General features: G+C 65.3%; 14 protein-coding genes. 10 read left to right on the top strand and 4 right to left on the bottom strand.

Annotated features, from left to right (window positions below):
• The first annotated feature begins 10 nt into the window (after positions 1 to 10).
• On the top strand, positions 11 to 1,954 hold the full coding sequence (locus AC1DKY_RS11175; RefSeq protein ID WP_441603274.1) for an acetyl-CoA hydrolase/transferase C-terminal domain-containing protein: 1,944 nt from the start codon (positions 11 to 13) through the stop codon (positions 1,952 to 1,954).
• Between the two features lie 9 nt (positions 1,955 to 1,963).
• On the opposite strand, the gene AC1DKY_RS11170 is transcribed toward AC1DKY_RS11175, so the two are convergent.
• A complete protein-coding gene (locus AC1DKY_RS11170) occupies positions 1,964 to 2,701 on the bottom strand; it encodes a Crp/Fnr family transcriptional regulator (RefSeq protein WP_441603275.1) in 738 nt (245 codons plus the stop codon).
• A gap of 177 nt (positions 2,702 to 2,878) precedes the next feature.
• Between AC1DKY_RS11170 and ispG the strand changes: the two genes are divergently transcribed.
• The 7 genes from ispG to AC1DKY_RS11135 all read left to right on the top strand — a co-directional run bounded on the left by ispG (position 2,879) and on the right by AC1DKY_RS11135 (position 8,081).
• Positions 2,879 to 4,135 (top strand): flavodoxin-dependent (E)-4-hydroxy-3-methylbut-2-enyl-diphosphate synthase, encoded by a 1,257-nt coding sequence (ispG, locus tag AC1DKY_RS11165; RefSeq protein WP_441603276.1) that lies wholly within the window; start codon positions 2,879 to 2,881, stop codon positions 4,133 to 4,135.
• A 7-nt stretch (positions 4,136 to 4,142) separates the two neighbouring features.
• Entirely contained in the window at positions 4,143 to 4,874 is a 732-nt protein-coding gene (locus AC1DKY_RS11160) for a class I SAM-dependent methyltransferase (protein ID WP_441603277.1), read from the top strand.
• Positions 4,828 to 5,124 (top strand): DUF1905 domain-containing protein, encoded by a 297-nt coding sequence (locus tag AC1DKY_RS11155; RefSeq protein WP_441603278.1) that lies wholly within the window; start codon positions 4,828 to 4,830, stop codon positions 5,122 to 5,124. The genes AC1DKY_RS11160 and AC1DKY_RS11155 overlap by 47 nt, the downstream gene beginning before the upstream one ends.
• A 101-nt stretch (positions 5,125 to 5,225) precedes the next feature.
• On the top strand, positions 5,226 to 6,044 hold the full coding sequence (locus tag AC1DKY_RS11150; RefSeq protein WP_441603279.1) for an HD-GYP domain-containing protein: 819 nt from the start codon (positions 5,226 to 5,228) through the stop codon (positions 6,042 to 6,044).
• A gap of 60 nt (positions 6,045 to 6,104) precedes the next feature.
• Positions 6,105 to 6,506, top strand: a complete 402-nt coding sequence (locus tag AC1DKY_RS11145; RefSeq protein WP_441603280.1) for a DUF350 domain-containing protein — start codon at positions 6,105 to 6,107, stop codon at positions 6,504 to 6,506.
• 6 nt (positions 6,507 to 6,512) lie between these two features.
• Positions 6,513 to 6,974, top strand: a complete 462-nt coding sequence (locus AC1DKY_RS11140) for a DUF1190 domain-containing protein (RefSeq protein ID WP_441603281.1) — start codon at positions 6,513 to 6,515, stop codon at positions 6,972 to 6,974.
• Between the two features lie 3 nt (positions 6,975 to 6,977).
• Positions 6,978 to 8,081, top strand: a complete 1,104-nt coding sequence (locus tag AC1DKY_RS11135) for a glutathionylspermidine synthase family protein (RefSeq protein ID WP_441603282.1) — start codon at positions 6,978 to 6,980, stop codon at positions 8,079 to 8,081.
• 21 nt (positions 8,082 to 8,102) lie between these two features.
• Here the strand turns inward: AC1DKY_RS11135 and AC1DKY_RS11130 are convergent, their stop codons facing one another.
• On the bottom strand, positions 8,103 to 9,062 hold the full coding sequence (locus AC1DKY_RS11130) for a GlxA family transcriptional regulator (RefSeq protein ID WP_441603283.1): 960 nt from the start codon (positions 9,060 to 9,062) through the stop codon (positions 8,103 to 8,105).
• A 109-nt stretch (positions 9,063 to 9,171) separates the two neighbouring features.
• On the opposite strand from AC1DKY_RS11130, the gene AC1DKY_RS11125 reads away from it, so the two are divergent.
• Complete coding sequence (locus AC1DKY_RS11125) at positions 9,172 to 9,810, top strand: cysteine hydrolase family protein (RefSeq protein WP_441603284.1); 639 nt, start codon at positions 9,172 to 9,174, stop codon at positions 9,808 to 9,810.
• Here AC1DKY_RS11125 and aat read toward each other — a convergent pair.
• On the bottom strand, positions 9,792 to 10,526 hold the full coding sequence (gene aat, locus AC1DKY_RS11120) for a leucyl/phenylalanyl-tRNA--protein transferase (protein WP_441603285.1): 735 nt from the start codon (positions 10,524 to 10,526) through the stop codon (positions 9,792 to 9,794). The genes AC1DKY_RS11125 and aat overlap by 19 nt on opposite strands.
• Before the next feature lie 96 nt (positions 10,527 to 10,622).
• Here aat and AC1DKY_RS11115 point away from each other — a divergent pair, with 96 nt between their 5' ends.
• Positions 10,623 to 12,020 carry a serine hydrolase domain-containing protein gene (locus AC1DKY_RS11115; protein ID WP_441603286.1) on the top strand — a complete coding sequence of 466 codons (1,398 nt, stop codon included), beginning with the start codon at positions 10,623 to 10,625 and terminating at the stop codon, positions 12,018 to 12,020.
• 4 nt (positions 12,021 to 12,024) lie between these two features.
• On the opposite strand, the gene AC1DKY_RS11110 is transcribed toward AC1DKY_RS11115, so the two are convergent.
• On the bottom strand, positions 12,025 to 13,167 hold the full coding sequence (locus AC1DKY_RS11110) for a GNAT family N-acetyltransferase (protein ID WP_441603287.1): 1,143 nt from the start codon (positions 13,165 to 13,167) through the stop codon (positions 12,025 to 12,027).
• Positions 13,168 to 13,197 lie beyond the last annotated feature (30 nt).

Genomic DNA, 13,197 nt, shown 5'->3' with positions numbered 1-13,197 from the left:
TGTTCGCTCCATGTCGCCTGAGCAATGCCATACCGACACCGAGGCGTGTGCGCAGCAGCTCGCTGAGCGGATCGGCCCGGATCTGCGCGTCGCCGCGCCGCTGGGCTTGGGCAAGCCACATGAACTGCTGAACGCGCTTTACCGGTTGACCAAGGCGGATACGTCGCGCTCGCTGGCCCTCTATACGGCCTTGTCGCTGACCCGCCCGCGCCCGGCGCCCGGGCTGGAAGCGCGATTTGTGGAACCGTTCTCGGAGCGCCATTTCGGCGCTGACGCCGTGGACCCCGAATACGCCGTCGACCAGGCACGCAACCAGTTGCCGTCCAATGTCGCGGTGCACGAGTTCTACATGCAGTCGGGTGCGCTCCTGCATGCGGGTGGCGCACAGCGCAATTACATCAGTCAGAACTACACCCATGTGGCGCGCGATCTTGCCGTGCAGGACATCAATCTGCTCGTGCAGCTGGTAGCGCGGCGTGAAACGCCCGAGGGCGTGCGCTACAGCCTTTCCTGCAATCCGGACCTGACCTTCGACTTTATCGATCGCGTGGTGCAGTCGGGCAAGCCGCGCCCCTTGTGCGTGGCCGTGGTGCATCCGGACCTGCCGTACATCACCGGCCACGCGGAAGTGCAGCGCGATTACTTCGACGTCGAACTGCACACCGCGACGGCGTCGCCCTTGTTTGCCGTGCCGCGCCAGCCGATCGACCTGGTCGAGTACGCGCTGGGTATCCACGCCAGCGCGCTGGTGCGCGACGGCGGTTGCCTGCAGATCGGTATTGGCGCTTTGTCCGATGCGCTGGTCTATGGCCTGCGCTGGCGGCAGGAAGACAACACGCAGTGGCGACGGGCCCTGGTTGCGCTCGACCCGCGCGGCGGCACGCACGCCCTGGCGGCACGCATGGGCGGCCTCGCGCCGCTCCGCGCGGGCCTGTACGGCGCCAGCGAAATGGTGATGGATGGCTTCATGCACCTGCAGCGTGCAGGCATCCTCAAGCGTCGCGCCTGGGACAATATGGCGATGGAACGCGCTGCCGCCTGCGGCCGGCTTTCACCCGAAACACCGGGCGGCCATTACCTGCGCGGCGCTTTTTTCCTAGGCACGCGTGAGCTCTATCGCTGGCTGGCCGAACTCGATGCGAGCGATCCGGATGCGCTGGACATGTGCCGCGTCTCCAACGTCAATCAACTGTACGGCGATCACCAGATGCTCGCCTCGCTGCAGCGGCGCGGTGCGCGCTTCTTCAACACCTGCATGATGGCGACCCTGCTCGGCTCGGCTGTTTCCGATGGCCTGGAAGACGGCGAAGTAGTCAGTGGCGTCGGCGGGCAGTACAACTTTGTGGCGATGGCGCACGAGCTGGCCGATGGTCGTTCCATTCTGTTGCTGCGTTCCACGCGGCAAGGGCGCGGCGGCGTGGAAACCAATATTCGCTGGAACTACGGGCACACCACGATCCCGCGCCATCTGCGCGATTTGTTCGTCACCGAATACGGCGTGGCCGATCTGCGCGGCAAGACGGACAGCGAGTGCATCGAGGCGATGCTTTCCATCACCGATGCGCGCTTCATCGATGCCTTGTGTGCGGAAGCGAAATCGCACGGCAAGCTCGCGGCCGATTTTCAGGTGCCCGAGCGTTGGCGCGATAACCGGCCCGAGGTTCTGAAGGAAGCGCTGGCGCCGTGGCAGGCGAAAAACCTGCTGCCGCCGTTTCCGTTCGGTAGCGATTTCACCGACGTGGAGCAGCGACTGCTGCCAGCTTTGCAGTGGCTGAAGCTACGTGGCGGCACCTGGCGCGGCAAGGCTGAAATTTTCCGTGCAGCGATGGCGCCGGGAGCGCCGGTCGGTGGCGAGGACGAAGCGCTGGATCGGATGGGACTGGCGCGTGCCAAGAGCGTCGGCGAACGACTGCAGCAACGTGTGCTCAAGGCCGCCTTGCGCAGGACGGCCTGAGTTTTCAGCTCAATGCATCAGCAGCGACAAACCCTGTTCGCGCAAAGCCGGCAGGTTGAGCAGGTGTAGACCCTGGCGATCGGCACGAACGCAACCGCGCTCGCGCAGGCGGCCGAGCAGGCGGCTCACGGTTTCCGTGGTCAGGCGCAGATGGTTGCCGATATCCGCGCGCGACATCGGCAGCGGCAGATAGTCGGCCGGCAGGCCGAGCATCACGCGTCGGTCGCGCAGATCGACCAGAAAGGCCGCAAAGCGCTCCTCTGCCATGTAGTTGCCGCTGCTCAGTTGCAGGCGCGAAATGCGCTGGCTGGCCGACTGCACCAGATGCCACGGCACCTCCGGCTGCAGGCTGGCCATATGGCGCACGGCGGGGTAAGGAAAACGGCAGAACTGCGTCTTGCCCAACGCCACCACGGCGTTGTCGTGGACTTCGCGCTCCATGGCGTCCAGTCCGATCATTTCGCCCGGCAGGTGGAAGGCCAGTACCTGCTCGCGACCGGCCACGTCCACCGCCACGGTCTTGGCCATGCCGGTCTGCACCGCGTAGAGCGCACGGAATGGCGACATCGGGCGATAGAGGTATTCGCCAGTACGCAGCGGCCCGATGCGTTCAGCTATATGACGCAATCCTGACAGCTCGGGGCGGTCGTAGCCGCTGGCCTGGCAGACGGCGGCGTGGCCGCAGCCCGCGCAGGACGGCGAGGGAGCCATGCGCTGGGCGCCGTCCTGGCGATGAGTCTGAAGCATGGGAGGGCACTCCTGTGTCGTGCGTGGGGCATGGCTTTATGATCCTCGTTCAAGTCATAGGAGTGGTTCCAATGCGCGTTTTTGCCGCATCGCATCCACCCGTGTGACGCTTGCTAGGGAGCCCCCGGCCGTTCGGGTATCCTTTGTCTGTTGCCGCCCCAGAACCATGACCTGCTTATGAGCGACTCGACTTCTACCCCGCGTCACGCCCAGTCCGCCTCGCGCCGCCCCAGCGTCGGCGTCAAGATCGGCAAGATCACGGTGGGCGGCGGTGCACCCATTGTGGTGCAGTCGATGACTAACACCGATACCGAAGACCCGGCCAGCACCGCCAAGCAAATCGCCGAGCTGGCGCGCGCCGGTTCGGAGCTGGTGCGCATCACGGTGAATACGCCGGCGGCGGCGGCGGCCGTGCCGCGCATCCGCGACAAGCTGGCCATGATGGGCGTGGACGTGCCGATCATCGGCGACTTCCACTACAACGGTCACCAGTTGCTGGAAGCGGAGCCGGCCTGCGCCGAAGCGCTGGCCAAGTACCGCATCAATCCGGGCAACGTGGGTTTCGGCAAGAAGAAAGACAGCCAGTTCGCTTCCATCATCGAGATGGCGCTGCGTTACGAGAAGCCCGTGCGCATCGGCGCCAACTGGGGTTCGCTCGACCAGAGCATGGTGGCCATGCTGATGGACGAAAACCATCAGCGCGCCCAGCCCTGGGATGCCTCGCACGTGGCCCGCGAAGCGCTGATCCGCTCGGCGCTGGATTCGGCCAAGCGTGCCGAGGACATCGGCCTGGCGCGCGATCGCATCATCCTGTCGTGCAAGGTGTCGGGCGTGCAGGAGTTGATCGCGGTGTATCGCGATATCGCCGAGCGTTGCGACTACGCCTTGCACCTGGGTCTGACCGAAGCCGGCATGGGTTCCAAGGGCATCACCGCCTCGTCGGCGGCGCTTGCGGTGCTGCTGCAGGAAGGTATCGGCGACACCATCCGCATTTCGCTCACGCCCGAACCCGGCGCGTCGCGCACGGGCGAAGTCATCGTGGCGCAGGAACTGCTGCAGACCATGGGCCTGCGCGCGTTCACGCCGCTGGTCACCGCGTGTCCGGGCTGCGGCCGCACCACCAGCGAGTTCTTCCAGGTGCTTGCGCGCACCGTGCAGGATCATGTGCGCGAGCAGATGCCGCTGTGGCGCGTGAAATACGACGGCGTGGAAAATCTCACGCTGGCGGTGATGGGCTGCGTGGTGAATGGTCCGGGCGAATCCAAGCATGCCAATATCGGCATTTCGCTGCCGGGCAATGGCGAGGCGCCGTCGGCGCCGGTGTTCATCGACGGGCAGAAGGCCATGACCTTGCGCGGCGAGCATATCGCCAGCGAGTTCATCGGCATCCTGGACAACTACGTCGCCAGCAAATACGCCAGCCGCGCCGGCTGAGCTGTCCATGGCAGCCGGTTCGAGTGAGGCGCTGATACTCGATGCATGGCACGCCAACGCGCAGGCGTGGGAACGCGCCGTGCGGGAAGGGCGCATCGCCAGCCGCAAGCTGGTCACCGACCAGGCCATCGTGGAAGCCGTGCTGTCGCGCTCGCCACGCACGGTGATCGACCTCGGCTGTGGCGAAGGCTGGCTGGCGCGGACGCTCGCCCACGAAGGCGTGCAGGTAGTGGGCGTCGATGCCATTCCCTCCCTGGTGGAAGCGGCGCAGGCGCAGGGTGGCGGCGACTTCCGCGTGATCTCCTATGACGAAGTGGCCGCGGGTGCGCTGACCGAGCGCGCGGACGTGGTCGTGTGCAATTTCTCCCTGCTGGGCGGCGCCTCGGTCGACGCGCTGCTGGCTGCCGTGCCTGCGCTGCTGGAGCCGGGCGGCGCGCTGCTGATCCAGACCCTGCATCCCCTGACGGCCGATGTGCAGCCCTATGCCGACGGCTGGCGCGAAGGCTCCTGGGTGGGCTGCGGCGAGGGCTTCGAGCAGCCTGCGCCCTGGTATTTCCGCACCCTGGGCAGCTGGGTTTCGACCCTGGAGGCAGCCGGGTTGACCCTGCTAGGCCTTCAGGAGCCCATTCATCCTCACACTGGACGGCCCGCGTCCGCTATCTTCTTGGCAGGGGCACGTCAGGGGGACGGGGATGAACAGGCATCGCGCCGTAGCGTTTCGCGCCACCGTACAGAATGATCACCAGCGGCCGTGGCTGGTGCCGCTGCCGTTTGATCCGGTCAGCCAATGGTCGACACCCGCCAGGCCGCTATGGAAATGCGGCCACGGGCATCGCGTGCGCGGCAGCGTCAATGGACGCGATTTCCGCGGCGCCGTGGTCGAGCGCTCCGGCACCTTCTGGCTGCAGCTGGAGGAATCCTATGCGGCCGTGGTCGGGCTCGTCGCCGGCCAGTTCGTCGACGTGCTGATCGAGCCTGAGGATGCCTGAGTAGTGTGCGCCGTGCGGCAACTTGGCAAACTGCCGGACGGTATGCTCGGGCCCGTGGAGCGCGCGCCGACGATACGGTAGCGGCTCGTGCAGGAGTGTCAGTGACGGTCAAACCCCAAGTTCGCATCGTTGCCATCTATGTCTCGGTGGCCTTGTTGTGGGTGCTCTTCTCGGACCGCCTGCTGCTTTCGCTCAACCTCGAGGAGCGCACCCTCAGCTTGCTGCACACCCTCAAAGGGTCGCTGTATGTGCTGGTGACGGGGGCGCTCCTGTATTGGCTGATCGACCGCACCGTTCGCCGCATGGATCGCCTCAACCATCAGCTGTTCAGCGGCAATGAGCAGTCGCTGCGCGCGCTGGTGTCGGCGATGGACGTGCGCCACAAGGAGACGCGCGATCATTCCGAACGGGTCATGCGCATGACGGTCGCGCTGGCCCGTCGCGTCGGACTCGAGGGGGATGCGCTTCGTCATTTGCGCTTCGGCGCCTTGCTGCACGACATCGGCAAGCTGGCGCTGCCCGACGCGGTGCTGATCAAGCCCGGCCCGCTGACGCCGGAAGAAACGACGCTGATGCGCACGCATACCGTGCTCGGACGCGACCTGCTGATGCGCACTGCCTTCCTGCGGCCTGCGATCGATATCCCCTATGCGCATCACGAGCGCTGGGATGGTTCCGGCTATCCGCGTGGCCTGCGCGGTGAAGAGATTCCGCTGGCCGCGCGCATCTTCAGTGTGGTCGATGTGTGGGACGCCTTGAGTTTTCCGCGCGTGTACAAGCCGGCGTGGCCGGAGCCGGAAGTGATCGACTACCTGCGCAATGCCGCGGGCGGGCAACTGGACCCCGGCATCGTGGGGCTGTTCCTGGATCACTATGACGAACTGAAGGCGATCGGACTGGAGCAGTTGCAGCTGGACTGAGGCAGGGCCCAGCGGGCTACACTGCCGCGGACGCCCGGGATGGGCTGGACAGGGGACGTTATGTTGCCGGATCTTTCGACGCTGCCCGCGTTTGCAGCGTATTTTGGTTTGGGTGTGCTTTTTCTCGTGGTGTTCTGCACCGTCCATATCTGGCTCACGCCGCAGCGCGAGATCGTGCTGATTCGCCACGGCAACCAGGCCGCGGCGATCAGTCTCGGCGGCGCGCTGACCGGTTTCGTGCTGCCCCTGGCCAGCGCCATGGCGCACAGCGTGAACCTGGTCGATCTGGCGCTATGGGGACTGGTGGCGTTGATCGTGCAGTGGCTTGCCCACCAGGCGATCCATCTGCTCATTCGCAACCTCGCCACCCAGATCGAGGAAGACAACCGCGCCGTCGCCATCTTTGCAGCCGTCGTTGCCATCGCCGTTGGCCTGATTAACGCTGCAGCGATGACCTGGTGACGGGCCATGAGCGACTTCGACAAGAACGATCCCTTGCGTGGACTTCGTGTGGGCGTGAAGCCGTCGCAACGTCCCGACGCGACGTTCCGTCCCCTGCCTGCGCGTAACCAGAAGCGCTCGCTGGCGGTACCGTTGATAGCGCTTGGCAGTGCCACCCTGGTGGGTTTGTCCGTGCTGGGGCATGGCCAGGATGTGCAGCGCAATCGCTATGGCAGCTACGAAGACTGCGTGCACGACTATTCCACCGGGCAGTGCGAGATGGATACGTCGGTGAGCGGCTCGGGCGGCCTGCACTACTACGGCCCGTGGTACCGCAGCGGTGGTGCCGGTGGCGCGCAGGATCCGGGGCCGGGACGGATGCGCAGTTCGCCGGGCAGCGTCGCATCCTTCAGCGCGCCTTCCAGTGTGGAGCTTGGCACGCGCGGCGGCTTCGGCTCGTCCGGGCGCGTTTCGGCGCGGGCGAGCTGATCGATGCAACGCGAAACCAGCGTGCCGCGCAGCGATTGGCAGCAGCGACTGGAGTCGCTGGGTTTCAGCTTCCATACCATCGATGGCCAGCCCTACTGGCGCGAGGATGTGCGTTATGTCTTCGATGCGGACGAAGTCGACGAGATCGAGGCCGCCACCAACGAGTTGCATGCGCTATGCCTTGAGGCCGTCGATCGCGTGGTGCGAACGGGGCGCTATGCCGATCTGGGTCTGGGCGATCGCGCCGCAACGCTGATCGAGCGCAGCTGGTGGGATCGCGAGCCGGCGCTGTACGGGCGCATGGACCTGTCCTATGACGGCAACTCGCCGCCGCGCCTGCTGGAATACAACGCCGACACGCCCACGGCACTGTTCGAGGCGTCGGTGGCGCAGTGGTACTGGATGGAGGATGTCGCCAGCGACGCCGACCAGTTCAACTCCATCCATGAAGCGCTGGTCGAGCGCTGGGGCGGGTTGCCCAAGGCTTCGCACGTGCACTTCGCCGCGTGTTACGACAGCGCCGAAGATGCGCTGACCTGCGACTACTTGATCGATACATGCATGCAGGCCGGCCATCGCACCACCGCATTGGACATTGAGCAGATCGGCTGGTCAGGCAAGGATTTCATCGATCTGGACAACGCCCCGATCGAGCGGCTGTTCAAGCTCTATCCGTGGGAATGGATGCTGGCGGAGCCGTTTGCCGAGCACTTGCCGCAGACGCGCCTGCGCTGGTTCGAGCCGGCCTGGAAGATGGTGCTGTCGAACAAGGCGATCCTGCCGCTGCTATGGGAATATTTTCCCCATCATCCGAATCTGCTGCCCGCCAGCCGTCGTCGTGCGGATATTCAAGGCACCGTGGTGCGCAAGCCGTACTGGGGCAGGGAAGGCGCAGGCGTAGTGGTGCTGGGCCGGGACGATGCCGGTGGCCCGACTGCCGAGCCCTGCATCTATCAGGCATTCGCGCCGCTGCCGGTGTTCGATGGGCGACATGCGCTGGTGGGCTCGTGGGTGGTCGGCGATCGCGCCGTGGGCATGGGCATGCGCGAGGACGTCGACGCCATCACGCGCAACACCAGCTGCTTCGTGCCGCATCTGTTTCGCTGAGCCGTCGACCGCGGTGGTGCCTTATTCGCGCGGCGTGCTGAAGGTGCGCCGATAGTTGGCCGGCGATACGCGATAGGCGCGCTGGAATTGCTGCCGCAGCGTGACGGGCGAGCCAAGGCCGATGTCGGCAGCAATGCGTTCCAGCGGGCGCCGCGTGGTTTCCAGCAGGCGTTGCGCCTCCGCCAGTCGTTGCGACAACAACCAATCGCCGAAGCTGCCACCGGTCAATTGACGGAAGTGGCGGGTGAACGTGCGCCGGCTCATGGCGGCCTTGGCGGCGATGGCGTCCAGATCGTGCGCTTCGTGCAGATGGCGCTGCACATGTTCCAGCAGGCGCGCCATGCGGCGGTCGGCCGGCGCCTCGGCCACGGGTTTCTCGATGAATTGCGCTTGCCCGCCGCGCCGCACCGGCGGCACCACCATGCGGCGCGCAATGCGATTGGCGACTTCGGCGCCCAGCAGCTGGCGCACCAGGTGCAGGCAGCAGTCGATGCCGGCCGCCGCGCCGGCGGAGGTGACGATATTGCCTTCGTCGACGTACAGCACGTCGGCGTCCACCTGGATCTTTGGAAACTGTTCCATCATCGGCTCCGCCCAGGCCCAGTGGGTGGTGGCGCGGCGGCCGTCGAGCAGGCCGGCATGGGCGAGCACATACGCGCCCATGCACAAGCCGACCACACGCTTGCCGCGCGCGGCGGCCTTGCGCAGGTGTTGCAGCAACGCGGCGGGAGGCACTTCATCCGGATCGCGCCAGGACGGCACGATGATGATGTCCGACTGACCCAGTTCATCCAGTCCGTAAGGCGTGCCGATGGTGAATCCCGCGGCGCTCGAAATCTGCTCGCCTTCGGCTGAGCACACGCGCAGGCGGAACGGCGAAGCACCTTCCGGCGTGGGCGACTGGAACACCGCGCAAGGCACGGAGAGATGGAAGGGGAGGATGCCCTCGAAGGCAACCACGGCGACGCGGATCGTACGCATGACCTCGATTCCAGTTGGCCCGATACCATCGATAGTTGTCCTTCGGGCCACTCGTTGGCAAGTGCCCGTCGACGCACCATGCACGCATCCCAACCCAAGGAGTTGTGCCATGTCGATTCATCCGCGCCGTGCCCTCATCGTGATCGATGTGCAGAACGAATACTTCACGGGCAATCTGCAGATCGAATATCCGCCGTCGGCCCAGTCGCTGCCGCGCATCACGCGGATCATGGATGCGGCCACCGCGGCCGGCGTGCCGGTGATCGTGATCCAGCAGGATTCACCGGCCGATGCGCCGGCGTTCGCCAACGGCAGCGACGGCTGGCAACTGCATCCTGAGATCGAGCGCCGCCATCGTGACGCGCTGTTTCGCAAGCCGTTGCCGAGCGCCTTCAGCGACACGGGCCTTGGCGCATGGCTGGAGCAGCACGCCATCGACACGCTGACGGTGGTTGGTTACATGACGCACAACTGCAACGACACCACCATCAAGCATGCCTTCGATCGCGGCATCAACGTGGAATTCGTGCAGGACGCATCGGGTGCGGTCTCCTACGCCAATCGCGCCGGCCATGCGAGCGCCGAGGAGATCCACCGCGTGTTCAGCGTGGTGCTGCAGTCGCGGTTCGCCGCCGTGTTGAGCACGGACGAGTGGTTGCAGGTCTTGGCCGATGGAGAGTCGCCGGTGCGCGAGAACATCCTCGCGTCGTATCAGGCGGCGCGGGCGCGTCAGCCCGCAGCGGCCTGATCGGTCAACTGTGCCAGGGCAGTGAACGAGGCCCAGCTGCCGGGCTGTCCCGGCAGATGCGACAACTGGGCCACGGTTCGCAGGAATTGGGCGCGGGGGTATTCCACCGCGCCCAATTGCATCAGATGACTATTGGTCACCTGGGCATCGATCCAGGGAAAGTCCCAGGCGCGCAGCAGTTTCGCCAGTGCCGTGAGCGCCAGGCGCGAGCCGCCGCTTTCGCGGCTGAACATGGATTCGCCGCAGAACAACCGGCCCACGGCGATGCCGTAGATGCCGCCCACCAGGCGGTCGTGCTCCCACACTTCCACGCTGTGTGCATGACCCATCTCGTGCAGGCGCACATACGCGTCGATCATGGGCGTCACGATCCAGGTGCCGCTCTGGCCGGGGCGTGGCGCGGCGCAAGCTTCCACCACGTCGCGAAACGCATGATCCACCGTAACCCGCCAGTCCACCTGCGCCAGCCGGCGTCGAAGCGTGCGGTTGGGCAGCAGGGTGCTGGTGTGAAAGACGCAGCGCGGATCGGGCGACCACCACAGCAGTGGCTCGTCCTCGTTGAACCACGGGAAGATGCCTTGCGCGTAAGCGGCCAGCAGACGCCGGGGCGACAAGTCGCCGCCGAAGGCCAGCAGGCCGTTCGGATCGTTCAATGCCTTGCGCGGATCAGGAAAGTGTTCGGGCCTGGTCGCGTCGAGCAGGGGCAATCGAATCATGGGGCGCGGGTCGAGGCGATACGGGATCTGCGGTACATGCTACCGGCATGAGCTTGCGGTTAGCATGCCTCACTTTCACAACTCCAGGGATCGGGCATGCTTCGTCGCTTTTGCTGGTGGATGGTTTGTCTCGCGCCCACGGCGATGGCCTCGCCTCCTGCGCTCGATCACGCCGTGTCGACACAGATCGACAGCAATGTTCAGGCGGTGCTGCAACGCACGGGCACACCTGGCGCCACCCTCGCGATCTACCGGGACGGCGTGGCCGTCTACCGCCACGCCTATGGCCTGAGCGATCGCGAGCGCAAAACGCCCGCAACGGTATCGACGACCTACGAAATCGGCTCGATTACCAAGCAGTTCACCGCCGCGGCCATTCTTCAGTTGCAGGAAGCGGGCAAGCTCGACATCAACGCCACGCTGGCGACTTATCTGCCGGATGCGCCGCACGCCAGGGAAGTGACGCTCAGGCAGCTGCTCTCCCATACCAGCGGCATGCCGGAGTATCTGGATGGACCCGACGTCGAGCAGTGGGCCGTCAAGCCGGCATCGTTCGATCAGATCATGGCGCGCATCAAGGACAAGCCGCTGGATTTTCCGCCGGGCAGCCGCTGGTCCTATTCCAATAGCGGTTATGCGCTGCTGGGGCGGGTGATCGAAGTCACCTCGAAGGAATCGTACGAACACTATGTGAAAACGCATCTGCTGGCTGCAGCCGGCATGACTCACACGTATAACGTGGCCGACGAAGCGCAGCTCGCCGGCATGGCCAAGGGCTACCGGCACACCGACGGAAAGCTGGAGTTGGCGCCCACCATCCATGCCACCGTCGGCTGGGCAGCGGGCAACCTGGTCTCCACCGTGGATGAGCTGGAGCGTTGGAACGTGGCGCTGCGCAGCGGAAAAATCGTGCGTCCCGCCGACTACGCGCTGATGACGACGCCTGCGCCGGGCAGCACGGATTACGGCCTGGGTCTGTTCATCGACACGCTCGATGAGCAGCCGCGCATCGGCCACACCGGTGGTTCGTTCGGCTTCACTACGTCCAATCAGTATTTCCCGAAGCAGGACGTGCAGATCATTGCCTTCACCAATAACGGCGACAATCCGGAGCCGGGCCAGATGCTGGTGACCGCCACGTTCGAGGCCTTGTATCCGCAGATCGCTGCGACGGCACGCAAGCCTGCGGCTGGCGAAGATGCGGCGACGACGGCCGTGGTGCACAAGGCGTTCAGCCAATTGCAGCGCGGCGACCAAGACACCTCGGCCTTCGGCGACAAGTTGAAAGCGAAGCTGGCCGCCGGCCTGTCCGGTCGCATGGCCAGGCAGCTGTCGCCGTTCGGCGAGCCGTCGTCCTTCATCTTCAAGGGGCAGCGTCACGACAAGGACGGCACCTGGAACGACTACCGAATCGATTTCGGCCCCGGCAACAGTCTTCCGTTCGGTGTGAGGCTGGATGCCGACGGCAAGGTGGTCGGCATCTCCATCGGCTAGGGAATCAGGCGTCCGGCAGGTGTGCGTAGGGGCTGTGCTGCATCAGCTCCTGCGCGTAGTCGTCCATGCCTTCGGCTTCGTGTTGCAGCGCCTGCCTCACCGCATCGCGAAAACTCTTGTTCACCAGATAGTGCCGCGACTGCGTGCGTACCGGCAGGAAGCCGCGGGCGAGTTTATGCTCGCCTTGCGCACCGGGCTCGAAGCGCTGCAAGCCGTGACGGATCGCATGCTCGATGCCCTGGTAGTAACAGAGCTCGAAATGCAGGCCCGGCACCTCGACCTCGGCGCCCCAGTAGCGGCCATACAGCGTGTCGGTGCTTTGCAGGAACAGCGCCATCGCCACGATGCGTTCGCCATGGCGCGCCAGCGCAAGTTGCACCGCATCGCCCAGCGCGTCGCGCAGACCAAGGAACATCGACCGCGTCAGCGCGGCGTGGTTGCCCTTGGCGTCAAAAGTGGACTCGTAAAGCGCGTGGACATGCCGCCACTCATCGACGCTCAGCGAGCCGCCGCTGCGCATCTCGATCGCCAGGCCGCTGCGGGCCACGTGCGTGCGCTCCTGGCGGATGTTTTTCCGCTTCTTGTGATTGAGTGCAGCGAGGAACTGGGCGAAGTCCGCATAGGCATGGTTATGCCAGTGGAACTGCACATCGGAACGGACCAGCCAGGGGCTTTCGAACGCCGCCAGTTCGTCGTCGCACAAAAAATTGGCATGCACGGAGGAGAGGTTCATGCGCTCGGCGAAGGTGCGCATGGCGGTGGTCAATGCCTGTTGTCGTTCTGCCGTGCGTTCGTCGTTGCCGGCCAGCAGGCGCGGTCCGGGCACGGGCGAGTAGGGCACGGCGTTGAGCAGCTTGGGATAGTAATCGCCGCCCGCGCGCTCCCAGGCGCTGGCCCAGCTCCAGTCGAACACGAACTCGCCGTGTGAGTTGCCCTTCAGATACAACGGGGCCGCGGCGATGAGCGCGCCGTCTTCATACAGGCCAAGGTGATGCGCCTGCCAGCCCCAATCGGGACGGATGCAGCCTGTTCGTTCCAGCAGGGCGAGGAAAGCGTGCGAGACGAACGGATTGTCGTCGGGCCGAAGCGCATCCCAGGCCTCGGCCGGGATGCGTTCGATGCTGTCGTGGAAGCGGGCTTCGATCACGGCGCTCCAAAAACCACAGAAAACTCCGTC

The organism is Dyella sp. 01N448 (assembly GCF_056399225.1).
Note: the sequence above shows the minus strand (reverse complement) of the source record. Positions and strands in the feature narration are given on the sequence as shown.

Excerpts from the sequence above, each read along its gene's own strand:
- AC1DKY_RS11175 (WP_441603274.1), top strand. The coding sequence starts at position 11 with ATGTCGCCTGAGCAATGCCATACCGACACCGAGGCGTGTGCGCAGCAG.
- AC1DKY_RS11170 (WP_441603275.1), bottom strand. The coding sequence starts at position 2,701 with ATGCTTCAGACTCATCGCCAGGACGGCGCCCAGCGCATGGCTCCCTCG.
- ispG (WP_441603276.1), top strand. The coding sequence starts at position 2,879 with ATGAGCGACTCGACTTCTACCCCGCGTCACGCCCAGTCCGCCTCGCGC.
- AC1DKY_RS11160 (WP_441603277.1), top strand. The coding sequence starts at position 4,143 with ATGGCAGCCGGTTCGAGTGAGGCGCTGATACTCGATGCATGGCACGCC.
- AC1DKY_RS11155 (WP_441603278.1), top strand. The coding sequence starts at position 4,828 with ATGAACAGGCATCGCGCCGTAGCGTTTCGCGCCACCGTACAGAATGAT.
- AC1DKY_RS11145 (WP_441603280.1), top strand. The coding sequence starts at position 6,105 with ATGTTGCCGGATCTTTCGACGCTGCCCGCGTTTGCAGCGTATTTTGGT.
- AC1DKY_RS11140 (WP_441603281.1), top strand. The coding sequence starts at position 6,513 with ATGAGCGACTTCGACAAGAACGATCCCTTGCGTGGACTTCGTGTGGGC.
- AC1DKY_RS11135 (WP_441603282.1), top strand. The coding sequence starts at position 6,978 with ATGCAACGCGAAACCAGCGTGCCGCGCAGCGATTGGCAGCAGCGACTG.
- AC1DKY_RS11130 (WP_441603283.1), bottom strand. The coding sequence starts at position 9,062 with ATGCGTACGATCCGCGTCGCCGTGGTTGCCTTCGAGGGCATCCTCCCC.
- AC1DKY_RS11125 (WP_441603284.1), top strand. The coding sequence starts at position 9,172 with ATGTCGATTCATCCGCGCCGTGCCCTCATCGTGATCGATGTGCAGAAC.
- aat (WP_441603285.1), bottom strand. The coding sequence starts at position 10,526 with ATGATTCGATTGCCCCTGCTCGACGCGACCAGGCCCGAACACTTTCCT.
- AC1DKY_RS11115 (WP_441603286.1), top strand. The coding sequence starts at position 10,623 with ATGCTTCGTCGCTTTTGCTGGTGGATGGTTTGTCTCGCGCCCACGGCG.